We start from the raw sequence: 24,789 nt of genomic DNA, 5'->3' as shown, positions 1-24,789 counted from the left end.
AAGGTCGGATAGCGCTATTCGGACGCTTAATAGCCTAGCGCACGGCTGGCATCGACTTGCTCACGCAGCTCCTTACCCGGTTTGAAGTGCGGCACGTACTTGCCGTCCAGGTCGACCGGATCACCGGTTTTGGGGTTACGCCCCGTGCGTGGCTCGCGATAGTGGAGTGAGAAACTACCAAAACCACGGATCTCCACTCGCCCTCCGTTGGCGAGCGCATCGGTCATATCATCTAAAATAATACGCACCGCCGTTTCGACTTCTTTGGCGGATAGCTCCGGTTGACGCATCGCAATTTGTTCGATTAGTTCAGATTTGGTCATCGGTTGGCTCCCTGCGAACTTTAAAGGCCGTAACGCGCATGCGACCTCGATAACTTCGAAATCAGCATACTGCGCATAACCGCATAAAACAATTCAGATAAAACAAGGTACTAGGTAAGTAAGTACGAAGCTGAATAACAGCATAGGCGATGCTCGGCGCTGGCGCGACCCAACAGCTTCGGTATACTGGCTTTTCATTTCATTTACTCGGAGAGGCTAACGTTGAGCGACGATACTTCCCCTGCTGCCGTTCTGCGAAAGCGGCTTTATTGGCACTCCCGGCGCGGTATGTGGGAGCTGGATCTGCTGTTGATCCCTTTTTTGGAGCAACGCTTCGATACGCTGAGCGAGCAGGAGCAACAGACTTACCAGCGGTTGATCGACGAGGAGGATCAAGATTTGTTCGTGTGGTTGATGCACCGTGAGTGGCCTGAAGATCCGGCGCTGCGCCACCTCGTGCAGATGATCGTTGAACATGCTGAAACCACCGACAACGCTGCATATCGCACGCTCTAAAATGGCTATGGGCGTACAAAGCGCCCTGGTGTCGGGCTTGGTGTTACTCGCCGCGTGGACGTTAGGCGTTTGGCTAGGTGCAATGGTGCTCGCCGCCGGTGTCTGGCTGACCATCAAGGCGTATCGAGCTCAGCCGAGCGGTGAGCTTCGTTTGGTTCAGCGTGGCGGTCAGTGGGAAGGTAGTTGGCTGCAGAGCACAGGAGAGGCAGGGGTGGTGCTGGGTGTCAGCTGCGACTATTTAGGACCCTGGCTGGTGGGTCTGCGCATCGGTTCCCAGCGCCTGTGGGTGTGGCCCGACTCTTCGGCGACTGCCAATCAACGCGCGCTGCGCCGCTGTTTTCATCGGCCGGGTCGCTGAGGCGTCAGTCCAACTGATCCAGTGTTAATTGCGAGGGGCGTGTATCCACGGCACGGTTGGGCCAGTCGGTCGAGTAGTGCAATCCTCGCGATTCGTGGCGCTGTGCGGCAGCCATGACCGTCATTTTGGCCAGCGTCAGTGCCTGCTTGAAACGCACGCTCTCCGGGTGGTTCTTCGTTGAGTTGCTCGTTTCCCACTCCTTCGTTAGTGCGGCCAGTGCTTCATTGGCGGCCGCCAGCCCATGATCGCTTCTGACGATGGAGACGTAGTGGCTCATGATGCCACGCATCGCGCGCCGCCACTCCAGTAGTTGGTGAGTGTTCAGAGGAGCGTCAGGGCGTAGAAGAGTCGCCTTGACGACGTCAGTCGACAGTGTCTTGGGCGGGTGTGATAAAGAAGCGCATAAGTGCTGCGCACAGCTGCGTGCGTATACCAAGCATTCGAGTAGCGAATTGCTAGCCATTCGGTTGGCGCCATGTAAGCCGGTGTAGGCGGTTTCGCCAATCGCATAGAGATTGGCGACCTGCGTGGCCCCCACATGGTTCGTGGCAACGCCGCCGCAGCTATAGTGGGCGGCTGGCACGACGGGGATCGGTTGACGAATGATGTCGATCCCTCGAGTGGCGCAGTGGGCCAAAATCGTTGGGAAGTGATGGCGTATGGCGGCTTCACCCAAGTGGCGAATATCTAGCCAAACGTGCCCGAGTGTGCCCCGTTGAATTTGCGCATCGATGGCTCGGGCCACCACGTCTCTTGGTGCTAACTCGGCGCGGGCATCCAGGTCGGGCATGAAGCGGTGGCCTGCTTCATTGAGCAGGTGTCCCCCTTCGCCGCGCACGGCTTCGCTGATGAGAAAGGCGGGGCCATCGGGGTCGAAGAGGCAGGTTGGGTGGAACTGCTGGAACTCCAGATTGCAGAGCGTTGCACCAAGCTCTGCGGCCATCATCACTCCTTCGCCGCTACTGGGCGAGGGCGTTGTCGTATGACGATAGAGCCCGCTGGCTCCGCCGGTCGCTAGTATCGTCCGGTGGGCGAAAAGCCGTTGTACCCGTTGGGCGCTGTCCACGCCTTGGGCGCCAATGCAGCGGCCGTCAGCATCCTGAAGCAAGTTCACAATGGTGATGTCACTGCGCTGAGTGATGCGAGGGTGCGCCGCGACCTTGCTCACCAGGGTATTGACGACGGCGCGGCCCGTCGCGTCGTCGGCGTGAATGATACGACGGGCATTGTGTCCGCCTTCACGGGTGAGGTGATAGGGATAGCGGGCATTCGGATCGGGGTCGGGAGTAAATGGCACGCCGTTGTCGATGAGCCACTGAATCGCATTCGGCCCGTGCGTCACGGTGAAGCGAACGGCGTCTTCGTCACACAGGCCGTCACCGGCAATCAACGTGTCCTTTATATGATCGTCCAAGCGGTCATCTGGTGATAGTACGGCAGCGATGCCCCCTTGTGCCCAGCGACTGGCGCCTTGGTCATCCTGGGCAGGGCGAACCAGGGTAACTGACAAATGATCAGCAACTTCTAACGCTAAGGTCAGTCCAGCGACGCCGCCACCAATAATCACGATGTCAGATGTTAGCGTGCTCATTCGGCCCGCTCCTTCCAATCACGAATAGAGTAAGAAGAGGCATGATAGCGTGACGACATAGCCCAAGCGATGCGTTTGCGCAAAAAAATCAGCGGGTTGGTAGGCAGTGAGGGGAGAATAGACACAAAAAAAGCCGCGTCGATGTAAACATCTCGCAGCGTCATCTATTCATTATTTCGAGTCAGTCATCAATGGTGCCCGGAGCCGGACTTGAACCGGCACGGAGTTACCTCCGAGAGATTTTAAGTCTCTTGCGTCTACCAATTTCGCCATCCGGGCAGTGTATCGGTGCCATGAGAGTCATCGCTACACTGAAAATGGAGGCTGGAGTCGGAATCGAACCGGCGTACACGGAGTTGCAGTCCGCTGCATAACCACTCTGCCATCCAGCCTAACAAGTCATTGGTATCAACCAAATTGGAGCGGGAAAAGAGATTCGAACTCTCGACCCTCGCCTTGGCAAGGCGATGCTCTACCACTGAGCTATTCCCGCTCGACTCGAGGGCGAATTATACGCATCGCCACGCGCTTGTCAAACAATCAATTTATCAATGGGTTCAAAGAGCTACTTTGCGACTCTGAATCAAGCCGCTCACATGGAGCGGCTCAGGTGTGGCCAAGCGGCCTTTAGGTACTGGGCCATGGACCACAGCGTCAGCGCGGCGGCGACGTACAGAACGACAACGCCTAAGAGGGCAACCTGGTGCCCCGGTGGGAAAGCCAAAAGCACCAAAATGGCGATCATCTGTAGCGTGGTTTTCAGTTTACCGATCCAGGAGACCGCAACCATGCCACGTTTGCCCATTTCGGCCATCCACTCGCGCAGTGCCGAAATGACGATTTCACGCCCGATGATGACCAGAGCGGGAAGCGTAAGGACTAGCGTATCGAAGCGCTCGATAAGCAGGGCAAGGGCCACGGCGACCATCAGTTTATCCGCCACGGGATCCAAGAAGGCGCCGAAGGGCGTAGATTGATTCCAGCGACGGGCGAGGTAGCCGTCCAGCCAGTCCGTCACGGAGGCAAGGGCAAACAAGCCCGCAGCCACTGGCATGCTCCAACTAAACGGTAGATAGAAAAGCACGACCAGTAGTGGAATAAAGACGATTCTTGCCAGTGTTAGTATGTTGGGTATATTCATCGCAGGGCGCGATCCTTGCCGGAGAATCATGAAAGTCGGAGTGTAATGTGCGGGTTATTCTATCCCCCTTAGCGCATTGCATCCATGTTAAGAACAAGTTTATCCGTTCAATGCCGTATAAATGGCTTCTGCGAGCGAGGCGTTGATGCCGGGTACCCTGGCCAGTTCATCGCGGCTCGCCTTTTGTACGCCCTGTAGGCCGCCGAAGAAGCGCAAAAGTTCACGCCGTCGTTTGGGGCCGATGCCTGGAATGTCTTGCAAGGTAGAGGTGCGTCTCGCTTTGTCTCGTGCGGCTCGGTGCCCTGCGATGGCAAAGCGATGCGACTCGTCGCGAATGTGCTGAATCAAATGCAGCGCTGGCGACGCTGGATCCATTGGCAGCGGGTTGTCGCTACTCTCGAGAAAAAGCGTTTCCAGCCCTGCTTTGCGGGTAGTGCCTTTGGCAACGCCCAGAAGCACGATATTGGTGACCGCCAAATCGTTCAGCACGCCGCGTGCCATGTTGAGCTGCCCTTTGCCGCCGTCCACGATGAGGATATCGGGCGCCACGGCTTCGCCACTTTTGACCCGTTTCAACCGCCGGGTGAGTGCTTGCTGCATGGCCGCGTAGTCATCACCGGCGGCAACGCCCTCGATGCGAAAATGGCGATAGTCGCTCTTGCGTGGGCCTTGATGGTCGAAGACGACGCACGAAGCCACCGTCGCCTCGCCTTGACTGTGGCTGATATCGAAGCACTCCAGGCGTTCTGGCACGTGTTCGAGGCCGAGGGCGTTTTGCAACGCTTCGAAGCGTTGCGTCAACTGAGTCTTGTTGGCTAACTGCGACGAGAGCTGCTGCTCGGCGTTGGTCATGGCCAAATGCTGCCACTGAGCGCGGTGCCCGCGGACTTGGCTGGCGACTCTGACTTTTTTGCCCGCCTGTTGAGACAGAGCCTCTGCAATCAGCGCGCTATCCTCCAGCGGATGGCTGGTAATGACTTCGCCAGGGACGTTATGGGGTTGCCCGAAATAGTACTGGCTGACCACTTCGGTCAGTAGCATGTCTGGCGGTAGGTCGAGATCGTTTTTCGGCGTATGGTGCCGGGCGCCTAGAAGGCGGCCATCGCGCACGCTCAGAATGGAGATGCCTAGCGCGCCAGGTCGCTGGGCCAAGGCAAACACATCGGCGTCGCCGCTTTCATTATCGACGAACTGGCGCTGCTGAAGCTGGCGCAACTGCTGGATTTGGTCGCGTAGGCGGGCGGCTTCTTCGAAGTCGAGCGCTTGGCTGGCGGTCTCCATCTCTTGGGTCAGTAACTGCGTAACGTGCTCGCTCTTACCCTCAAGGCACATCACGGCATGCTCTACATCCCGCCGGTACTCCTCCTCGGAGATATAGTCGACACAAGGAGCGCTGCAGCGCTGGATTTGGTACTGCAAACAGGGGCGAGAGCGGTGGGCGAAAACGCTGTCCTCGCAGTTACGGATGCGGAAGATTTTCTGCATCAGTGTGAGGCTCTCTTTGACCGCGCCGCTGCTTGGGTAGGGGCCTAGATAGCGGCCATCGTCACGCCGCTGACGTGCGCGCTTGTACTCAAGGGCAGGGTAGGGGTGGCGGTCAGTGACGAATACGAAGGGGTAGGACTTGTCGTCACGCAGCAGAATGTTGTACGGCGGACGAAGCTCTTTGATCAGCGTCTGTTCGAGCAATAGGGCTTCGGTTTCGCTGCGGGTAACGGTGATTTGGATGTCGGCAATACGCGCCACCATGGCCTGAGTTTTAGCGTTGAGCTGGCCACGGAAGTAGCTTGCCAGCCGTGCTTTCAGGCGCTTCGCCTTGCCCACGTAAAGCGTGTTTTGCTCCTCGTCCAGCATGCGATAAACGCCCGGCGAAGAGCTGACGGAGCTTAAAAACTGCTTGGCATCAAAAGTCATGGCTGGGCATCGGCGCTCTCAAACATCAGAAGAGGCGATGGTAGGTCTATCCCAAGATGGCGTCAAAGCCCTCGACCAGTCCATGGCGTAATGCCAAGTGAGTGAGCTCGACGTCCGTCGCGACCTGTAGCTTGTCAAACAGGCGATAGCGGTATGTGTTTACGGTCTTCGGGCTCAAGTGCAAGCGGTCGGAAATGTCTTGAACGCGTTGGCAGTTGACGATCATCAGCGCGATTTGTAACTCGCGATGTGAAAGGTGGCTGAAAGGGTTGTCTTCGTCGGTGAAGTGCGCCAAGGCGAGGCGCTGGGCAATCTCTTGGCTGACATAGCGGCGGCCATGAAAGACTTGACGGATGGCTTCGGTCATCTCGACGGCATCGGCCCCTTTGCTGAGAAAACCTGAGGCGCCGGCCTCGAGCATCCGTCGTAGTACGCTATCTTCCAAATGCGCAGTGAGAATGATGACTTTGACATCGGCCAAGGTGCGGTGAATGCGCCGTGTGGCTTCGAGTCCACCGATTCCTGGCATGCGAATGTCCATGAGCACGATGTCGGGCTTTAACTGGCGGCACTGGGTGACGGCGCTTTCACCGTCATCGACCTCACCGACGATTTTGATATCGCACTCTTCATTGAGCAGGTGAGCAATACTGGTTCTCACCAGGTGGTGATCATCGGCAATTAAAACGTTGATCAAGGGTCTGGCTCCTGCAGGTAATCATCGTTGGCTCGGGCGATACGCACGCTGCGAATCCATAGAGTGCCACAGCTCTTGGCAAAGGAGAATTAGTTGATGCTTGTTTACTTTAAACCTTGACCTCGTACAGATTGTCACTTACTATTCGCCCCGCTGCAGGCTACTGCAGTTCGTGGGGCCTTAGCTCAGCTGGGAGAGCGCAACACTGGCAGTGTTGAGGTCAGCGGTTCGATCCCGCTAGGCTCCACCAAATTCTAAAACGCCGCGTTATACACGACGCGGCGTTTTTTTGTGTTCGTTTTTTATGCGAAGCCCCCACCCTGCATGGCAGGGTGGGGGAGTGCTACGCGTCGACTTTGCCGAGCAGCAAAAACTCGATTAATGCCTTTTGGGCGTGTAAGCGGTTCCCGGCTTCCTGCCAAACCACCGCCCGCGGGTCGTCTAGCAGCGTGTGGCTGATCTCTTCGCCGCGGTGGGCTGGCAGACAGTGCAGGAAGAGAGCGTCGGGTTTGGCAGTATCGAGCATGGCTTCGGTGACTTGGAATCCAGCGAAGTCCGCTTCGCGCTTGGCTTGTTCTGCCTCTTGGCCCATCGATGCCCACACGTCGGTGGTGATGAGGTCAGCGTCTTTGGCAGCGTCTTTGGGGTCGTGGAGTAGCGTGACGCAGTCGCCAGCCGCTTCCATGATGTCAGCGCGTGGCTCGTATCCTTTCGGGCAACATACCCGCAAATGGAAGCCGAACTGGCGAGCGGCGTTGATCCAGGAGTGGCACATGTTGTTGCCATCGCCCACCCATACGGCCGTACGTCCTTTCACGCTGCCACGAAGCTCGGTCCAGGTCATCACGTCTGCCAGCAGTTGGCAGGGGTGATAGTCGTCGCTGAGCGCGTTGATCACTGGCACGCTGCTGGCGCTGGCGTACGTTTCCAAACCTTCATGGGAGAACGTACGAATCATCACGGCGTCGACCATTTCAGACAGCACACGAGCGGTATCTTCGATCGGCTCGCCGCGACCCAGCTGCGTATCGCGAGGAGAGAGAAACAGTGCATGGCCGCCAAACTGCGCCATCCCTGTCTCGAAAGAGACACGGGTGCGCGTGGAGGATTTTTCAAAGATCATTGCCAGCGTGCGATTAGCCAGGGGCGTATAAACGGGGCCGTTGGCTTTCAAGTCCGTTTTGATCTTGATGGCACGCTGGATCAGGTAAGCCAGCTCATCTGGGGATAAATCCAGCAGGGTAAGGAAATGGCGTGTCGCCATGATGACTGCTCTCCGCGCAAAAACACCATCCTAGCGATGCGGCGGGGGATGCGCAACGCGAGCAGCATGCGTAGAATGGCGGCCACGCGTTAAGGCCGAGTAGTTTGCTCAGGTATTGGCGTTGGCCGCCATACCTTGCAATGCTGGCCATGGGGTTAAAGCCAGTGGACGAATTGCGTAGACTGGCTTGGATCACATCACTTGTTAGGAGCACATCATGAGCACCACTGCCGAAAATATTCAGCGTCAAATCAGCGAAAACCCCATTCTGATCTACATGAAAGGCACGCCTCAGCTGCCCCAGTGTGGTTTCTCTGCTCAAACCGTCCAGGCATTGATGAGCTGTGGCGAGCGCTTCGCCTTCGTCAACGTTCTGGACAACCCGGATATCCGCGCAGAACTGCCGAAAATTGCCAACTGGCCGACCTTCCCTCAGCTGTGGGTCGAAGGCGAGCTGGTGGGCGGCTGCGATATCGTGATGGAGATGCACCAAAACGGCGAGCTGGAAAAGCTGGTGAAAGAAGCCGCTCAGCGTGCTGCGGCCGCCGAAGGTGGCGAAAACGCCTAAGCGTGACGCCACAAGGCGCCTGAGCATCGCCGGGCGGTTGGCGGGCTGCGGTGCAGCCGCTAGAATGGTGCGCAATCACTAAGCGCTTACTCTTAGCAAACGCGGCTCACGATGGGCCGCGTCGCATCGAACGTCAGCCCGCCAAAGGAAGTTTTGCTCAATGAGCTATCAGGTTCTGGCCCGCAAGTGGCGGCCACGTACATTCCACGAGCTCGTGGGCCAGGCCCATGTTCAACGCGCCCTGGTCAATGCCCTTGATCAGGGCCGTTTGCACCATGCCTATCTCTTTACCGGCACGCGAGGTGTCGGCAAAACCACCTTGGCGCGGATTTTGGCAAAGTGCCTCAACTGCACGGCGAATGGGCGCGGCGACGAAGGCATCACCTCGACCCCCTGTGGTCAGTGTGATAGCTGCCAAGCCATCGACGAGGGGCGCTTCGTCGACCTGATCGAAGTCGATGCTGCCTCGCGTACCAAAGTGGAAGACACCCGCGAGCTGCTCGATAATGTCCAGTACGCGCCTACACAAGGGCGCTATAAAGTGTATCTCATCGACGAGGTACACATGCTGTCCACCAGCAGCTTCAACGCGCTGCTGAAAACGCTGGAAGAACCCCCGCCCCACGTCAAGTTCTTGCTGGCGACGACCGACCCGCAGAAACTCCCTGCAACCGTTCTATCCCGCTGTCTGCAGTTTACGCTCAAGCATATGCCGCCTGAGCGTGTCGTCGAGCATTTGACCTACGTGCTGGGGCAGGAGGGCGTCGATTACGACGAGAGCGCGCTGTGGCTACTGGGCAAAGCCGCCGAGGGCTCCATGCGCGATGCCATGAGTCTGACCGACCAAGCCATTGCGTTTGGCCAAGGCGCCGTTCGCCATGCCGATGTGGCTGCCATGCTCGGCACGCTAGATCATCGCCATGTGCTCGCGCTCGTCGATGCGCTGGCGGACGTGGATGTGCAGAAGCTGTTGGCGGAAGTGGCTCAGCTGGCCGAGCAGGGGCCGGATTTTGCTGCCGTGCTGGATGAGTTGACGGCCATCCTCCACCGCTTGGCCGTCGCGCAGATGGTGCCCGATGCAGTGGACAACAGCCATGGAGATCGGGCGCAGATTCAGCAGTTGGCCAGCCGGTTTACCGCCGAGGACATCCAACTCTATTACCAGATTGGTATTCAAGGGCGTGGCGATATGGTGCATGCCCCGGATTTGCGCAGTGCCTTGGAAATGACGCTGTTGCGTATGCTGGCGTTCCGCCCCCAGGGTGTGCCGAAACCGCCGGCAACGCCGCTACCTCTGCGCCGCGAACCCGCCGCCGAGGCAAGCGCGCCAGCCGACGCCGCGACCGACACCGTTGACTCGGTGGATGAGTCAAGCGCAAAAAAGCCTGAGCCTGTACCCGCAGCCGCCGAGGACGAGCCTCCAGCGCCCGCTGAGGTGCAGGCCGCCACGTCACCCAACGATACGCACGTCGAGGTGGCTGAGCAGCATCGGCCAGAGCTCAGCAGTGAAGCACCGCCGCCTTGGTCGCTTGAAGACGTGGAAAGTGCCGCTACCCTCTCGCCAGAGCCAGAGCCAGAGCCAGAGCCAGAGCCAGAGCCAGAGCCAGAGCCAGAGCCAGAGCCAGAGCCAGAGCCAGAGCCAGAGCCTCCAGCCACCCCTTCGACAGCGATGACGCCCAGTGCCGACTCCGTGTCCGAGCATGGCCGCTGGGACCATGCGGCATGGTTAGCCCATTTTGACGCGCTGGGTTTGGGTGGCCTAACGCGCAATTTGGCCGCGCACTGTCAACTGCAGAGCGATGATGGGCAGACCGTGATACTGCGACTCGATCCCAGCCAATCGGCCATGCAAGCCGATGTGCATAACGGTCGAATCGAGCGAGCGCTCAAGGCCCTGGGCATGGCGAGAAACGTTCAGTTCAGTGTGGCCGAGCTAGATACAGCGCTCGAGACGCCCCGTCAGCAGGAAGAGCGTCAGCAGCAGGAGCGTCACGCACAGGCGGTTGATCTATTGCATCACGACCCCAATATTCAGAAGTTACAGCAGGCGTTTGGGGCTACGCTAATTGAGTCCAGTGTCAAACCCACGCCAGCGTCGCGTTCGTAACGGCTAACGGCGACCCAATATTCGTTTCAATATTTGAGGAGAACACCGCATGTTCAAAGGCGGAATGGGCAACATCATGAAGCAAGCCCAAGAGATGCAGGAAAAGATGCAGCGCGTGCAGGAAGAAGTCGCCAAAGCGGAAGTGCATGGCGAAGCGGGCGCTGGCATGGTCAAGATCACCATGAACGGTCGCCATGACGTCAGCGATGTCACCATCGATCCGAGCGTACTGGAAGAAGATAAAGAGCTACTGGAAGACCTGTTAGCGGCCGCCGTCAACGACGCCGTTCGCAAGGTGGAGGCCAATTCCAAGGCGAAGATGGAAGAAGCAACGGCTGGCCTGAACCTGCCACCCGGCTTTAAGATGCCCTTCTAAATCATGCGATTTTCCCCGCTTGTCGAGCAATTGATGGACGCGTTTCGCGTGCTGCCAGGCGTTGGGCCGAAAACGGCCCAACGCATGGCCATGCATTTGTTAGAGCGCGAGCGCCCAGGCGGCCAGCGCCTGGCAGCGGTGATCCAGCAGGCGATTGAAGAGGTCGGTTACTGCCAACGCTGTCGAACGCTGACCGAGGCAGAGATCTGTGCGCTGTGTGAGAGTCCGCGCCGAGACGACGCTTTGCTCTGCGTCGTCGAATCCCCCGCAGACCAGCTAGCGGTCGAAGAGGCCGGCGGTTTCCAAGGTCGCTATTTCGTGCTGCATGGCCATCTTTCGCCGCTCGACGGTATTGGACCCGAGGCCATCGGCCTCGATGTGCTCGAAGGCATCGTCGCAGAGGGCACCGTCCGTGAAGTGGTATTGGCCACCAACCCCACTGTAGAGGGCGAGGCCACGGCCCACTACATCGCTTCACAGCTCGCGCATTACGGTGTCTCTTTCTCGCGCCTCGCCTACGGTGTCCCCATGGGCGGCGAGCTGGAGTATGTCGATGGCGGCACGCTTAGCCGCGCCTTTAACGGTCGCCAACCCTTTGCTGGCGACTAACACTGATAAGAAACGCAAGCGCTGATGCGGTTGTGCCAACCCGGAAAACTGCTTTGTCCTCTTCAAGCTCTTCTTTATATCAATGGATTGATAATGCCGAGGCATTGGACGCCGCCTGCGAAAAGGTGGCCGGTGCCCGCGTCATTGCCCTCGATACCGAGTTTTTCCGCGAGAATACCTTCTTCCCTGTACCTGCGCTGATCCAGTTCGCCAGCGATGACGTCGCCTATTTGGTCGATCCGCTCGCCACCCCCTGTACGGCATCGTTCAAAGCGCTGTTGCAAAATAGCGCGGTGAAACTACTGCATGCCTGCAGTGAAGATTTGGAGGTGTTCCAGCACTGGGCAGGCGTGCTGCCCACGCCGCTGGTAGACACCCAAGTAGCGCAGGCCTTTTTGGGTGAAAACCCGGGGATGGGCTACCAAAAGCTGGTCGAACATTGGATGGGAGAAACGCTTCCCAAGGAAGAGACGCGCTCCAATTGGTTGGAACGTCCGTTGACGCCCTCTCAATGTGAATACGCCGCCCTCGATGTGATTTACTTGCTCAAAGTGTGGCAGCGTCAAGCGGAACAGCTTGACGCATTGGGGCGTCGTGACTGGCTGGAGAGTGAATGCGCAAGCCTGATCGAACAGGCTGGTCGCAGCGTCGAAAGCGATGGTCAGTGGTATACTCGCCAGCGTCAGCTGTGGCGGCTGTCGCCCCGCCAGCTCGAAGCGTACCGGTTGATGACCATCTGGCGCGAAGGCGAAACGCGCCGCCGCGACCTGCCGCGTAACTGGTTAGTGAGCGATAAGCTGCTGTTTGCCGTGGCGGAAAAGATGCCGAAAAACCGCTATGAGTTGGCCGAGGTCGAGGGTGTTAAACCGCCGCTGGTCAAGAAAGAGGGCGACGCCTTGCTGGCCCTCGTTAAGCAGGCGCAACTCTGCCCTGAGAGTGACTTGCCTGCGCGCTGGCCGGACCCCATGCAGCCTGCGTTCAAGCGCCGCTTCAAGGCCATCAAAGGGGTCGTGACCGAACAGGCGTCCGCGTTGAATATTGCCCCGGAAATGTTGCTGCGACGCCGGGATATCGAAGCGCTCGTGATGCAGCGGCTTGCCGAGCAGCCGCTGACGGAGCTCGGCGGCTGGCGTGGCCACTGCCTCACCCAGGCGATTCACCAAGCGCTCGAGGAGGCCTCTTTATGAGCGACAAGTTACTTTGTGAGATTTTCAAAAGCTCACGCAAAGACGAAATGTACCTGTACGTGGACAAGCGTAAGGGCATAGAGAGCGTGCCGGATGCGCTGATGGACACCTTTGGTAAGCCGGTGCCTGTGCTGACCATGATCCTGACCGAGGACAAGACGCTTGCCCGCGTCAAGGCGGCGGATGTCATGGCGGCCATTGACGAGCAGGGCTTTTACCTGCAAATGCCGCCTGCCAAAGAGCCCTATTTACTCGACATTCATCGGGCGCAGTCCGCAGACCGCTCGTGAACGGACGAAGGCGCCGTCGGGGGGCTTTACCATGAATTTTCTGGCCCACGCATGGCTGGCACAGCCAGGAAACGATGGTTTTTTGTACGGTAACTTGATCGCCGATGGGGTGAAGGGCAGTGATCTCTCGGCGTGGTCGCCCAGCGTAGCAAGCGGTATTCGCCATCATCGACGGGTCGATGCCTGGGTAGATCAGCACCCTAGTGTCCTGTTGGCCAAGCGGCGCGCCCCGAAGATGCAACGGCGTTACGCGGGTATTGCACTGGATATCGTTTGGGACCACTTTATTGCCCGCCAGCATGCAGGCACAGAGCAACACGCCTTGGTCGAGCGCTGCTATCGTCTACTGACTGCTTGGCCCGCACCACAGCGCCTGTCGACGATGATGCCGATCCTGATCGAGCAGGACTGGCTACGCCGCTATGCGGATTTCGACTTTACGTGCCGCGCGGTATCGGGGATTGGGCAGCGGCTATCAGGCGCTAATCGCTTGGCCGAGCTCGTCCCTTGGTTGCGCGAAGATTACGCCGCGTTGGAACAAGATTTCAGTCGACTATGGAGCGAATGTCGTGCCGAGCTCACCAGTCAGGGTGACGCACGCTGACACCTTCAACGATGCTATGGTTAACCGAGGTGACGAGAGATGGAAACCGCGCTACGCGAGCGCTTCTGGGAACGCTATCCCCTGGAAGAACTCACCCAGCCCGAATGGGAGGCGCTGTGTGACGGCTGCGGCCAGTGCTGCTTGCTCAAGCTGCACGATGACGAGACGCAAGAGCTGGCCATTCTGAACGTGGCTTGCAGACTGTTGGATACTCATAGCTGTCAGTGCAGTGATTATGAGAACCGCTTTGACAGCGTGCCGGATTGTACGCAGCTAACCCCCGCGCTGGTCAAGGAGTTTACTTGGCTGCCCCACACCTGCGGTTATCGACGCGTAGCGGAAGGGCGTAAGCTGGCAGGTTGGCACCCCTTGTTGAGTAACGATGCCGAGCGGGTGCACCGTAAAGGGGTCAGCGTACGTGGATTTGCCGTGTCGCAAGATGAGGTGCCAGAAAAATACCTCGAAGAGCACATCATTGCCGTGATTCCGATGACGTGATGGGACGCCCGTGTGGCATTGCCATCCTTGGCCATGAAGCCGCTCGCTGCCCTCTGGGTTAGCTGGCGGCTTTACTTTTGGTGCTGTCCCAAATCGTCAAGAACGCTTCTTTCAGCGTCGAGGGCTGCGGTGTGTTGGAACGTTGCTGAACGTTTTGCTTGGCCTTTTTTTGCGCCGCGTTGGTGGCCGGTGCGTCCCAGATGGTCAGAAACTTCTCTTCATAGCTCATGATGTGCCTCGTCAAAATGGTTAGACGTTGGTATATACAACTTATGGCTAGTATGGCGTAAAAAAGGCACGCTGTGAAGTTTTTATGGAAAATGTTTTCATAAAATATGGTGGGGCCGTGCTCGCCAACAAAAAAGCAGCGCCTAGGCGCTGCTCGTTCACCGATGTCATCGCTTAATGTTGGCGGGTGCCACGCTCGGTTAGCCAATGGGTGAGGGCGTCGAACGGCATGGGCTTGGCGAACAAATACCCTTGTAGCACGTCGCACTCCAGCGAGAGGAGCTGCTGCTCCTGTTGGCGGGTTTCTACCCCCTCGGCAACCACGTTGAGTTCCAGATGGTGCGCCAGGGCGATGATGCCTTGCACGACGGCGGCATCTTTGCTGTTGTCTTCGATATTGAGGATAAAGCTGCGATCGATTTTGATTTTGTCGATGGGGAGATGGCGCAGATAGCTAAGGCTCGAGAACCCCGTGCCAAAATCGTCGATCGCAATACTGATGCCCATGCCGCGCAGGGCGTGCAGCGTATCGATGGCGGCGTCGGTGTCGTTCATCAAAATGCCCTCGGTCAGCTCTAGCTCAAGGGCGGTCGGCGGTAATCCCGTGACCTCCAGCGTTTTGCGTAGCGAGCTTAAAAAGCTAGGACGATGAAACTGCATGGGAGAGAGGTTGACCGCCATGCGACAGTCGCTCGATAGCAGCGGCTGCAGCTGTAAGAAATCCTTGGCGGCGCGCTCCATGACCCACTGGCTCAAGCCAATGATCTGTCCCGTCTCTTCGGCAATGGGAATGAACAGCGCAGGCGATATCGGCCCTTTGACGGGGTGGTTCCAGCGCACGAGCGCTTCGAACCCTCGGATATCGCCCGCTCGACCCAGAAGCGGCTGATAGTGGAGTTCGAACTGCTCCTGTGTGATGGCCTCTTGCAGGTCGTTTCTCAGCGTGACGCGCTGCGTCAGCTTTTGATTAATGTCGTGGGTGAAAGTTTGTAGCGTGTTGCGCCCTTGCTGTTTGGCTTTGTACATCGCCATGTCCGCTTGTTGCAGGAGCGCCGCAGGGTTTTCCAGGCCCTCATCGCTCAATGCGATACCAATGCTGGCGGAGAGGTAGAGTTCATGGCGATCAATACGATAGGGCTGGGCCAGCTCCAGGAGCAAGCGCTCGGCCACCTCTTGGGCCTGATGCGGCGCGTCCAAGTCGGGCAGCAGCAGTACGAACTCATCGCCGCCGAAGCGGCAGAGCGTGTCCGAGGGGCGAATCACCTCTTCCAAGCGCCGTGCGACGCTGATCAATACTTGGTCGCCCACCGCATGGCCCAGCGTGTCATTGATCGGCTTGAACTCGTCCAGATCGATGAACAGCACCGCTAGCTGCTGACGGTGGCGTTTGGCGAGATCGACGTCATGGCGCAAACGGTCTTCGAATAGCGCTCGGTTGCCAAGCCCGGTGAGCGCGTCGTGCGTTGCATGAAAGGCCAGTTCGTTTTCGTGATCTTTGCGCTCGGAGATGTCGTTGATGATGCCGACGAAATGCGTGGCCTGCCCGTCTTGCGCCCGTACCGGAGAAATAAAGACGTTGTTCCAGAAGGCGCGACCATCCTTGCGGTAGTTGCGAATCGTCAAGCTGATGTCCCGCTGCTGAAGAAGCGCGTCACAAATCTCCTGCACTTGTTTGGGGTCGGTATCCGGCCCCTGTAAAAAGCGGCAGTTTCGGTGCCGCACGTCATCAAAGTCGTAGCCGGTGATCTCTACGAACGCTGGGTTGACGTAAATGATCGGGAAATCGTCGTTTTGCGCCTCACAAATCAAGACGCCGTTACTGCTCGCCTCTAGGCTGCGTTGAAAAATGCGCAGCTGCGCTTCATTGAAGCGCAGTGCGGTCATCTCTTTCACCACCCCATACACGCCGACCACCGTTTCCATGACCACGGTCGGCAGAAACGAGATATCGACGAAATGTAGCTCGCCCGTTTGGCTGGGCAGTTCGATCTCGAAGCGCTGTGATACGCCGGTGAGGGCTTGGCTAAAAACCTCATTGATCGGCTCGCGCTGTTCAGTCGGCAGCAGGCTGTACAGGTGTTGGCCGATAATATCGGCTTCGCTCATGGACAGCAGGGTCAGCAGCGACTGGTTCACGCTGAGGAAGTAGCCGTCGACATCCAGCGAAAACACGCCGTCCGGGTTTTGGGTAAACAGTGAACGAAAGCGCTGCTCGCTGTCTTGTAGCGTTTGCTGATGGTTATAGCGCTCGATGGCCAGACGCATTAGCCGCAGCGCGCTAGGTAGCAACGATGACTCTACCTCGAGTGCGCGGTGGCCTGATAAGGGCTGGTCCTGTTTCGACAGCAAGACTACCGCCCCTAACGGCAGCGCCTCTCCGCTGCTTAGTATATGAACGGTGGCGCTAACGTAGCCGTACTGGGCGGCCATCTGGCTAAACGCCGTCGACGCGCTGGGGGTTATCGGCAAGTTCGCCGCCATCTCTCCTTGCTGATGCAGCTCGGTCGCCAAGGTGATGAGGCTCTCGTTGAAGGGCATGGATTCCTGCAAGGCAAAGGGAAGGCTGCAGGAGAGCAGCTCCACTCGGTAGGACGCAGCGTTGTCCAGTCGCCATATCGCGGTGTGGCAATGGGGGCTTTGTTGCTCCAACAGTCGGCAAATCTGTAATAGCGTGGCGCTGCACGGCTCGTCGCGGGCAATCATGGCCTGAATGCGGTGCTGGTCCTCCAGTGCCTCTTTGGCTTTGGCAAGTTCCAGCGTGCGCTGTGCCCGTGCGGCAATCAACGCCAGGCTCAGGACTAGCTGGTAGGTGAGCAGCAGGCCCGCCACGCCAATACCGGCGGCAATGAAATTGGCCAGCTCGAACACGGAGGAAGGGGGCGGCCAAAGGCTCAAATGCAGCGCAGCTCCGCCGGGTAACCCCAGGTGCTGCTCACTGAGCGGTGTGCTCTCCTGTAACGCTTCTGGCACTCCAGGCGCGATGCCTGGAGCGAGGATATGCCCATCGGGATGGCTGATCGAAAGCGTGAAGGCTTGATCTGCAATCTGGGTCTCTTTGGCCAGCAGATAAGCGATATCGATAACTGCCACGAGTTGGTAGCGCTGCTCGACGGAAGGCTTCAACGCCAGCAGGGCGATATCGGGACGCTCGGGATCAGGAAAGAGCCACTGGACGGATTGCTGCTGTTGATTGAGCCAGCGTAATACCGGCAGGCTAACGAGCTGATCATCCAGCCATAAAAGATCGCGGCCCTGCTGAGCGCGGCGCCAAACGTCCCGGGCCAAGGGGTTGAAATAGGCCAGCGCCAGGATGCTGGGATAGTCGTTCCAGTAGCGAGCGACTTCCCGTTGGCGGGACGCCTCGTCTTCGAAAACGTCTTGCCAGCGTTCGGCGAGACGCTCGAGTACGATGGTGCGAGAGTTGAACGTTCGTTCGATACTGGTCGTTACGCTGGCGAGCGTATTGTGTGCTTCGGCTCGGGTCGTTTCGTGTTGATTCCAACTGATCAAAAACCACGCGCTCATACTCAGCGCCACCCCCACGATGCCTGCGGCGACAGCGGCTTTGCTCAGGGAGGTCGCCAAATGCGGCACGTGTCGGCTGACCATGATCATGGCCAAACCAAACGAGAAGCACAGTAGCCCCGGTAACAGCGCACTGGCACGGGGGAACCATCTAGGCAGTGGAAGGCCCGCCTGATAGAGCAGCGTCAAGCTGCCAATGCCCCACAGCACGATGCCACCCACTTGCCATACGCGACGCTGCCAAGTGCCCTGGGGGCCTACCCACAAACAGAAGGCCGCCAGCAGTAAGGTCGGCGCGGCTTGAGTGGGAAGTCTGGGCTGGCCGGTGAGCCAGGAGACGCCGGTGTTGCCTGCGATGACGTTATGCACTGCCGTGTAAAACGCCAATATCAATAGGGCAAGGCCTGCGATGCGCCGCCAGCGCGGAGCGTTGGCCATGACGGCACTCAAGCCAAGGCCTGAGAGCAGAATGACCAGCGAGCTGTCGGGCAGGACGGCCAGCGCCTGAGGCTGAGGCAAGCTGGGAACGACGCCGAATACTAGGCTAGCGCCACCGATGATAACGGTGGTGGTTAGCAGCATGAGTAGGCCCGTTTGTAACGCTAGCTCACGGTTGTTTACATCCATTAGGCAGGAATCATCTAAAGCAGGGAGAGAATCAGACTGGCTGTCGCCAAGCCGGGTGGCGTTCGAATAATCTCAGCGAAGTAAGGGGCTGGCAAGGCGCATTAGGTCGTAACCCGCCATATTTTAACGACAGCGTTAAAAGGAGGCAGGCCATGTTAAGGGGTGTAACGACCTTGTCGCCTAGGTCGGCGAAAAGACCTGGCTCATAAATGATAAACAGCGGTCAGGCGGGCAGTTTATCGAGCGAGAACATATAGCTTTGCTATCGAGCTGTGTAGACTGGGGAAAAGACCTATCGATTCGTAAGGGAACCTCATGACGGCTGCAACCTCTGCTCCTCTCTCGCCTATTGTGGTGGGTATTGGTGCCTCGGCGGGCGGGCTCGAAGCCATTTCGAAATTGATCCGCTCGCTTGATCCTGCCTTGCCCATGGCGTTTGTCGTGCTGCAGCATGTCTCCCCTACCCACAAGAGCATGCTGGTGGATATTCTCAGCCGCGAAACGCGCCTAAGGGTGACGCGGCTCGAAAACCTGCAGCGCCCCGAACCGGGGGTGATCTATGTCGTGCCCGCCAATACCAATGCCACGATTAAAGACGGCGTGTTTTACACCACGGCGGCATTGCCCCATGTGGTGCCCAAGCCGTCGGTGAACGATTTCTTCTCCTCGTTGGCCAGTGATGCCCACGAAGCCTCTGTCGGCATCGTGTTGTCAGGCACGGGGTCTGACGGTACCGCCGGGCTGCGGGCGATCTTGGCCGCAGGTGGCATTACCATGGTGCAAACGCCCGGCAGCGCCAAGTATGAGGGAATGCCCCAATCGGCGATCGATGCTGGGGTCATCGATTATATCCTCGACGTCGAAGAGATGGCCCCACGATTGGCAGAGCTGGCGAGGTTGGAGTGCGCGAGTCTTGAAGGCAACCAAGTCGCGGTGCCGCAGCGCTTACTGACGCTATTGAAAGAGCGTCGCCAGCTCGATTTTTCAGGCTATAAACCGGGCACTATCAGCCGTCGGCTTCGCCGCCGTATGGTGGCGACCCAGGTCGCCGACATGCAGCAGTACGTCGCGCTGGTGGAGCAGGACCCCGCTGAGTTGGAGCAGCTTGGGCGCGATATTCTCATCTCTGTCACCGCCTTTTTTCGCGATGCCAGTGCCTTTGACGCGCTCAAGAAAGTCATCCATCCCATGGTGGAGCAAGTCGATAAGGGGCCGCTGCGCATCTGGGTGGCGGGCTGTGCCACTGGCGAGGAGGCTTACTCCATCGCACTGTTGGTGGCCGAGTCGAAACGTGTGCTCGATAGCGAGGCGGTGGTGCAAGTCTTTGCCACGGATATCGACGAGGAAGCGTTGGAAATCGCCCGGCGTGGGCGCTACCTAGGGGCCGCGTTGGAGGCGTTACCCCAACCGCTGTTGGCGCGCTACTTTACGGCCCATGAACACTTCTATGAAGTGAATAAAACGCTGCGCGACATGATCGTGTTTGCCAAGCACAATTTGGTCGATGACCCGCCGTTTTTGCGCTTGAACCTGATTACTTGTCGTAACGTTTTGATCTATTTCGATAATGAGCTCCAGTCTAAAGTTCTGCAGCGGTTTCATTTCGGTCTCAAAGTCAAGGGCGCGCTGTTTCTGGGGCGCTCTGAGAGCATTGGCCACTCCGAGGCGCTGTTCACGCCTATCGATCGACGTGAACGACTGTTTGCCAAGCAGGGCGAAAGTCGCGACGTGCTGGATAACGCACCGACCTCTAGGCGGACGAACTCTCCCCTAAAGCGCAGAGACCGTGATATGCAGCAGCTGCTGGATGCACTGGTAGCGCACATGGGTGCTACCGTGGCCTTGTGTGATGCGCAAGGCAACGTGCAGCACACGGCGGGCGACGTGAAGCGGTTCTTGCGTTTTCCCGCCGGGCGCACCCAGGTGGGCATTCAGGATGTCATGATCGATCCTTTTCGCGGCGAGCTGATGTCGCTACTGCACCAGTTCAACAAGCAGCGGGAGCCCCAGGTGGGGCGGCGTCGACGATTTGACGACGAGTGGATGCGGCTCAGCGTGCGCGGGCTCACCGAACAGGAGGACGACCGGCGTATCCTGATCGTGTTGGCTCCACTGGCTGAGATCGAAAAGCCTGCCAGCCTGCCGCTCGATCAGTTGATGGAGCCACCTCTGCTCGATGGTGCCGATAGTTTGGAAGATGAATTAGAAGCCACCCGGGAACATCTTCAATCACTCATCGAAGAATTGGCGACCGCCAATGAGGAGATGCAGTCGCTCAACGAAGAAGCTCAGGCCTCCAACGAGGAGCTTCAGGCTACGAACGAGGAATTAGAGGCCTCTAACGAGGAGCTCCAAGCGACCAACGAAGAGCTGATCAGCCTAAACGAAGAGCTCAACGTCAAAACGGGCGAATTGACCAAGCTCAACGATGAGTATACCTACCTCTACGACGCGCTCGATTTTCCGCTCATGGTGTTCGATAGCGAGCTGTGTCTCAAACGCTATAACGCCCCCGCCGCGCGCTCGTTCAGCGTCCGCCCAACGGCGCTATTGCGCCATGTGTCGGGGCTACGTCTACCCACCGTCTTCAACGATCTGGAAGAGGCGCTGACAAACGTCTCTCGACAGGCCTCGCCGGTGGAGAACGTCGTCGAGCTAGAGGGGCGGTTACTACAGCGACTGATCACCCCCGGCGTGAACCAGCAAGGGGAGGTGGAGCTGCTCGTGGTGACGCTGATGGACGTGACCGACCTCAGTCAGGTGCAAGCGAAGCTCCGGCAGTCCCAGGCGCAAATGCAGGCGCTGATGGAAAACAGCACGGTAATGATTGCGCTGAAAGACCTCAACGGGCGCTATACCTTTGCCAACCCGCAGTTTCTCACTGCCTTTGGTCTCACCCAAGAGCAACTGATCGGCCGCAACGTGTTCGAGGTGTTTCCCGACGTTTACGCGGGCTCGGTATGGGCGAGGGACATGGACGCGGTGCGTTTTCAGCGGATCGTGGAGGCCGAGCACACGCTTCCCAGCGAGCACGGCACTACGCGGATCCTTTCCTGTGTGCATCAGGTGCTGCGCGACGAGCAGGGGCACCCCTACCTCATCTTGACCGAATCCGAAGACATCACCGCGCGCAAACACGCCGAGCGAGACATGCTGGTCGCCTCCAAAGTGTTTGAACAAGCGGGCGAGGCCATCGTCGTGATCAATGCGCTCGGTGACATTCAATCGGTCAACAACGCCTTTAGCCGTATTACCGGGTACCCCGCCAGCGCCGTCGAGGGGCAGCCAGCGCTGCCTTTGCTGTATTGCGAAGACGAAAACCAGGGCGGGGGGCAGACGCCAGACACCTGCTACGTGCTATGGGAGATCGTCAAACAGCACGGTTATTGGCAAGGCGAAGTGTTCAACAAGCGCCGAGACGGCACGCTGTTTTCCCAGTGGCTAACGCTCAACATGATCGCCCCGGACAGCCAAGACGATGGGCTGTGTGTGGCGGTCTTTTCGGATATTACGCATATCAAGGAGTCTCAGCGCCAGGCTGAGTATCTGGCCACTCACGATGCGCTGACCGGTTTGCCCAATCGCACGCTGTTTCAGGACCGGCTGCAAGTGGCGATTGCCCATGCCAAACGCAGCGAGCAACTCAGCGCGCTGATGTTTTTGGATTTGGATAACTTCAAGAGTATCAACGATACCTTGGGGCATGACGTGGGGGATGAGCTTCTCATCCAAGTGGCCAACCGGCTCAAAGAGTTGGTACGCGATATGGACACCGTTGCCCGACTGGGAGGCGACGAGTTCACGATCATTCTCGTGGATACCTCTATCGAAGGTGCCGAGCAGGTCGCCAAGCGTATTGTCGAGGCGCTTTCCAAGCCCTTCGAAGTACGCCGCCATGCGCTGTTCGTGACGTCCAGTATTGGGCTGGCGTTCTGTCCGGACGACGGTGACGACGTGGCAGGGCTCACCAAAGCCGCCGATACGGCAATGTACCGAGCCAAAGAGAACGGCCGTGACCGCTTCGAGCTGTTCAAACCCGAGTTGCAGGCGCGCTTGATGCGCGATGTCGCTATCGAGCATGCGCTGCGTGAGGGCATGGAGCGCGGCCGTTTGCAGCTGGTATATCAGCCGAAGTTCGTCTGCGTCGACCAGGGCCCGCTATGCGGGGCGGAAGCGCTGCTTCGCTGGACGGATCCCTATTTGGGGCAGGTCAGTCCCGCCGACTTCATCCCGGTGGCCGAGGCGACCGGACTGATTCTGGAGTTGGACCGCTACGTAGCTTTGCAGTTGATCCGCCAACTGGCCAAGTGGCGTGACGAGGGGCTGACGCCGCCGCCGATCGCCATGAACGTGTCGGCGCGCAGCTTTCAGGAAGAGCGCTTCATCACGCACCTGTTCAGCTGCTTGAAGCAGTACCGAGTGCCTTACTCACTGGTTCAGGTAGAAATTACCGAAAGCACGCTGGTGGACCGGTCTAGCTCGGCGCTGGGTAATATTGAAAAACTGCGCGAAGCGGGCATCAAGCTGGCGGTGGATGATTTCGGTACCGGCTACTCGTCGCTGGCCTATTTGAAGCGGCTGCCGCTGGCCGAGCTAAAAATCGATAAGAGCTTCGTGGACGGTTTGGGTGGCAACGATGAGGGGGATCAAGCCATTGCGCTGGCTATTTTGGGGATGGCCAAGGCCTTGGGAATTCGCACCGTAGGAGAAGGGGTGGAAACGTCTGCACAATTAACGTGGTTGATTGAAAATGGCTGTGACTTTGTTCAAGGTTACCTGCTTTCGATGCCGCTACCGCTGGCCGAATTTACGACATTGATCGGCGCCAGCGCCTCTTCTAACGACGACCCCTCCCAGGATGCCTTGTCATGACCCAACCCCGTGGCTTTATCCATCAGTGTGAGCAGGAGGAGCTGCACCTCTCAGGCGCCATTCAGCCGCATGGCGTACTGCTGATCACCGATGCCCAAGGCGTGGTATCTCACTGCTCGGCCAACGCCGAGACCCTGTTGAGCGACGTCGAGCCTCCTGTCGGACTCGGTCAGCCGCTGCCGGATTGTCTGCACGATGTGACCGCTGCGCTGCCTGAACTCGGCCCAGGCGAGCGCTATATTGGCCAGTGCGATACGCCTAAACAGGAGTTCGATGTGGTGGTCACCAGCCATCACGGCAACGGTTGGATCTACGAGCTGTACCCTGTCGATGCCCATGCCGCGCCGATGTCGGCCAGCAGCCATGTGGCTGCCGTGCCCGAGAGTGGGGAGGAGCTGGCGACCCAGTGTCAGACGTTGATGGAGAACTTGCTGGCGCTCAGTGGCTTTGATCGGGTGCTGTACTACCGCTTCATGCCGGAGGGCGATGGGGAGGTGCTGGCCGAGGCGCGTCGCGAAGGCGTGACGGGCAGCTATCAGGGACTGCGTTTTCCAGCCAGCGATATTCCCTACATTGCGCGTCAGCTCTATTTGAAAAACCCTTGGCGCACGATTCCTGATGCCACCGCCGCCCCCGTGCCGATTTACGCGGCGCAGGCCGATGCCACACCCGATTTAAGCTTCGTCGATTTGCGCAGCGCTTCGCCGGTGCATTTGGAGTACATGGCCAACATGGGCGTGGGCGGTGCTATTTCGCTACCCATTATTCAAGGGGGGGAGCTGGATGCGTTGATCTCCTGCCACGCCGCAGCGCCCAAGCAGCTCACGGTCAGCCAGTTGGATTCCATGCGTGCTCTGAGCGAGGGCTTTAACCTTCGCCTGCGTGACTTCAAGGCGCGGCGGCGCCAGCAGGTGATCGACGGTCTTCAGCGCCATTTTGACCACGCCAAAACGGTATTGATGCGGCACGGCGAGCTGGAAAGCGCTTGGGAAGAGTTGAGTGACTGGCTCATGGAGACCTTCGCTGCGGATGGGGTGATGTTGCAGATGGGCGAGGAGTACTACCAGCACGGTATGGGCTTGACGCCTCACGTCATGAGCATGGTGGCGCAGCAGGCAGCGGCCGAGGCTACCCATGTTTGGCTCAGCGACTCTCTGCAGCGTGACTGTCCTGGCATGCCGCTCAGTGAGGTGGCTGGCGTCGCTTTGATCAGCGATCTCCCTCTTGATCAGCACCACACTGTCAATCTCTACTTGTGTCGTGTGGAGCATATTTACGACGTCACGTGGGGGGGCAATCCCGATAAGCCAGTGGACTACCGTGATGGGGGGAGCGTGGTCTCGCCGCGTCGCTCCTTCGAAGCATGGGTCGAGCAGCGCTTGGGCCACAGCCGCCCTTGGACGGCCAGTACCCGCCTTTATCTATTGAAGCTGCGTGCGCTTCTTCAGCAGGCAAAAAATATGCCCTGGCGTCACGATGGCGAGTGAGGCAGCG

General features: G+C 58.5%; 20 protein-coding genes and 4 tRNA genes. 13 read left to right on the top strand and 11 right to left on the bottom strand.

The features are described from left to right. Nucleotides 1–26: 26 nt before the first annotated feature. Entirely contained in the window at nucleotides 27–323 is a 297-nt protein-coding gene (locus tag QIT27_RS00275; RefSeq protein WP_139525607.1) for an integration host factor subunit beta, read from the bottom strand. Between the two features lie 222 nt (nucleotides 324–545). On the opposite strand from QIT27_RS00275, the gene QIT27_RS00270 reads away from it, so the two are divergent. Both QIT27_RS00270 and QIT27_RS00265 read left to right on the top strand, forming a co-directional pair. Then, nucleotides 546–839: an FAD assembly factor SdhE gene (locus QIT27_RS00270; protein ID WP_159341711.1), complete on the top strand. Its 294-nt coding sequence runs from the start codon at nucleotides 546–548 to the stop codon at nucleotides 837–839. Beyond that, nucleotides 799–1,197 (top strand): hypothetical protein, encoded by a 399-nt coding sequence (locus QIT27_RS00265; protein ID WP_253017306.1) that lies wholly within the window; start codon nucleotides 799–801, stop codon nucleotides 1,195–1,197. Before QIT27_RS00270 ends, QIT27_RS00265 begins: the two co-directional genes overlap by 41 nt. A 4-nt stretch (nucleotides 1,198–1,201) precedes the next feature. Here the strand turns inward: QIT27_RS00265 and nadB are convergent, their stop codons facing one another. The 7 genes from nadB to uvrY all read right to left on the bottom strand — a co-directional run bounded on the left by nadB (nucleotide 1,202) and on the right by uvrY (nucleotide 6,540). Continuing rightward, on the bottom strand, nucleotides 1,202–2,788 hold the full coding sequence (gene nadB, locus QIT27_RS00260) for an L-aspartate oxidase (protein ID WP_285262555.1): 1,587 nt from the start codon (nucleotides 2,786–2,788) through the stop codon (nucleotides 1,202–1,204). A 192-nt stretch (nucleotides 2,789–2,980) separates the two neighbouring features. After that, nucleotides 2,981–3,067 (bottom strand) — tRNA-Leu (locus QIT27_RS00255). A 39-nt stretch (nucleotides 3,068–3,106) separates the two neighbouring features. After that, a tRNA-Cys gene (locus tag QIT27_RS00250) sits at nucleotides 3,107–3,180 on the bottom strand. 26 nt (nucleotides 3,181–3,206) lie between these two features. Beyond that, nucleotides 3,207–3,281 (bottom strand) — tRNA-Gly (locus QIT27_RS00245). A 99-nt stretch (nucleotides 3,282–3,380) separates the two neighbouring features. Beyond that, on the bottom strand, nucleotides 3,381–3,929 hold the full coding sequence (pgsA, locus tag QIT27_RS00240) for a CDP-diacylglycerol--glycerol-3-phosphate 3-phosphatidyltransferase (RefSeq protein ID WP_159341713.1): 549 nt from the start codon (nucleotides 3,927–3,929) through the stop codon (nucleotides 3,381–3,383). A 99-nt stretch (nucleotides 3,930–4,028) separates the two neighbouring features. Beyond that, nucleotides 4,029–5,843 (bottom strand): excinuclease ABC subunit UvrC, encoded by a 1,815-nt coding sequence (gene uvrC, locus QIT27_RS00235; protein ID WP_285262554.1) that lies wholly within the window; start codon nucleotides 5,841–5,843, stop codon nucleotides 4,029–4,031. A 46-nt stretch (nucleotides 5,844–5,889) separates the two neighbouring features. Continuing rightward, entirely contained in the window at nucleotides 5,890–6,540 is a 651-nt protein-coding gene (gene uvrY, locus QIT27_RS00230) for a UvrY/SirA/GacA family response regulator transcription factor (protein ID WP_139525612.1), read from the bottom strand. A 174-nt stretch (nucleotides 6,541–6,714) separates the two neighbouring features. On the opposite strand from uvrY, the gene QIT27_RS00225 reads away from it, so the two are divergent. Further along, nucleotides 6,715–6,790 (top strand) — tRNA-Ala (locus QIT27_RS00225). A 93-nt stretch (nucleotides 6,791–6,883) separates the two neighbouring features. Here the strand turns inward: QIT27_RS00225 and argF are convergent. Next, nucleotides 6,884–7,804 (bottom strand): ornithine carbamoyltransferase, encoded by a 921-nt coding sequence (gene argF, locus QIT27_RS00220; protein WP_285262553.1) that lies wholly within the window; start codon nucleotides 7,802–7,804, stop codon nucleotides 6,884–6,886. Between the two features lie 217 nt (nucleotides 7,805–8,021). Between argF and grxD the strand changes: the two genes are divergently transcribed. The 8 genes from grxD (at nucleotide 8,022) to QIT27_RS00180 (ending at nucleotide 14,043) form a co-directional block, all read left to right on the top strand. Continuing rightward, entirely contained in the window at nucleotides 8,022–8,372 is a 351-nt protein-coding gene (gene grxD / locus QIT27_RS00215) for a Grx4 family monothiol glutaredoxin (protein ID WP_159341716.1), read from the top strand. Nucleotides 8,373–8,532: 160 nt separating this feature from the next. Beyond that, on the top strand, nucleotides 8,533–10,479 hold the full coding sequence (dnaX, locus tag QIT27_RS00210) for a DNA polymerase III subunit gamma/tau (protein ID WP_285262552.1): 1,947 nt from the start codon (nucleotides 8,533–8,535) through the stop codon (nucleotides 10,477–10,479). A 49-nt stretch (nucleotides 10,480–10,528) separates the two neighbouring features. Continuing rightward, complete coding sequence (locus tag QIT27_RS00205) at nucleotides 10,529–10,855, top strand: YbaB/EbfC family nucleoid-associated protein (protein ID WP_044630130.1); 327 nt, start codon at nucleotides 10,529–10,531, stop codon at nucleotides 10,853–10,855. A gap of 3 nt (nucleotides 10,856–10,858) precedes the next feature. After that, on the top strand, nucleotides 10,859–11,464 hold the full coding sequence (recR, locus tag QIT27_RS00200) for a recombination mediator RecR (protein WP_159341718.1): 606 nt from the start codon (nucleotides 10,859–10,861) through the stop codon (nucleotides 11,462–11,464). A 53-nt stretch (nucleotides 11,465–11,517) separates the two neighbouring features. Then, nucleotides 11,518–12,651 carry a ribonuclease D gene (rnd, locus tag QIT27_RS00195; RefSeq protein WP_285262551.1) on the top strand — a complete coding sequence of 378 codons (1,134 nt, stop codon included), beginning with the start codon at nucleotides 11,518–11,520 and terminating at the stop codon, nucleotides 12,649–12,651. Then, nucleotides 12,648–12,941, top strand: coding sequence for a YcgL domain-containing protein (locus QIT27_RS00190; RefSeq protein WP_253017318.1), 294 nt, complete (start codon nucleotides 12,648–12,650; stop codon nucleotides 12,939–12,941). The genes rnd and QIT27_RS00190 overlap by 4 nt, the downstream gene beginning before the upstream one ends. Nucleotides 12,942–12,972: 31 nt before the next feature. Then, nucleotides 12,973–13,545 (top strand): acyl carrier protein phosphodiesterase, encoded by a 573-nt coding sequence (locus QIT27_RS00185; protein ID WP_159341721.1) that lies wholly within the window; start codon nucleotides 12,973–12,975, stop codon nucleotides 13,543–13,545. Between the two features lie 39 nt (nucleotides 13,546–13,584). Further along, on the top strand, nucleotides 13,585–14,043 hold the full coding sequence (locus QIT27_RS00180; protein WP_253017322.1) for a YcgN family cysteine cluster protein: 459 nt from the start codon (nucleotides 13,585–13,587) through the stop codon (nucleotides 14,041–14,043). A 58-nt stretch (nucleotides 14,044–14,101) separates the two neighbouring features. Here QIT27_RS00180 and QIT27_RS00175 read toward each other — a convergent pair whose 3' ends face one another. Together QIT27_RS00175 and QIT27_RS00170 are read right to left on the bottom strand one after the other, a co-directional pair. Beyond that, nucleotides 14,102–14,272: a hypothetical protein gene (locus QIT27_RS00175; RefSeq protein ID WP_167520872.1), complete on the bottom strand. Its 171-nt coding sequence runs from the start codon at nucleotides 14,270–14,272 to the stop codon at nucleotides 14,102–14,104. A gap of 173 nt (nucleotides 14,273–14,445) precedes the next feature. Further along, the gene (locus tag QIT27_RS00170; protein ID WP_285262550.1) at nucleotides 14,446–18,423 is read right to left on the bottom strand and encodes a putative bifunctional diguanylate cyclase/phosphodiesterase; all 3,978 of its coding nucleotides are present in this window, start codon (nucleotides 18,421–18,423) and stop codon (nucleotides 14,446–14,448) included. 315 nt (nucleotides 18,424–18,738) lie between these two features. Between QIT27_RS00170 and QIT27_RS00165 the strand changes: the two genes are divergently transcribed. Together QIT27_RS00165 and QIT27_RS00160 are read left to right on the top strand one after the other, a co-directional pair. Further along, nucleotides 18,739–23,295 (top strand): EAL domain-containing protein, encoded by a 4,557-nt coding sequence (locus tag QIT27_RS00165; RefSeq protein ID WP_285262549.1) that lies wholly within the window; start codon nucleotides 18,739–18,741, stop codon nucleotides 23,293–23,295. Then, on the top strand, nucleotides 23,292–24,782 hold the full coding sequence (locus QIT27_RS00160; protein ID WP_285262548.1) for a GAF domain-containing protein: 1,491 nt from the start codon (nucleotides 23,292–23,294) through the stop codon (nucleotides 24,780–24,782). The genes QIT27_RS00165 and QIT27_RS00160 overlap by 4 nt, the downstream gene beginning before the upstream one ends. Nucleotides 24,783–24,789: the final 7 nt, after the last annotated feature.

The sequence above is a fragment of the Halomonas sp. LC1 genome, from assembly GCF_030247125.1.
Classification (GTDB): domain Bacteria; phylum Pseudomonadota; class Gammaproteobacteria; order Pseudomonadales; family Halomonadaceae; genus Vreelandella.
This window is presented reverse-complemented; position numbering and strand designations above follow the sequence as displayed.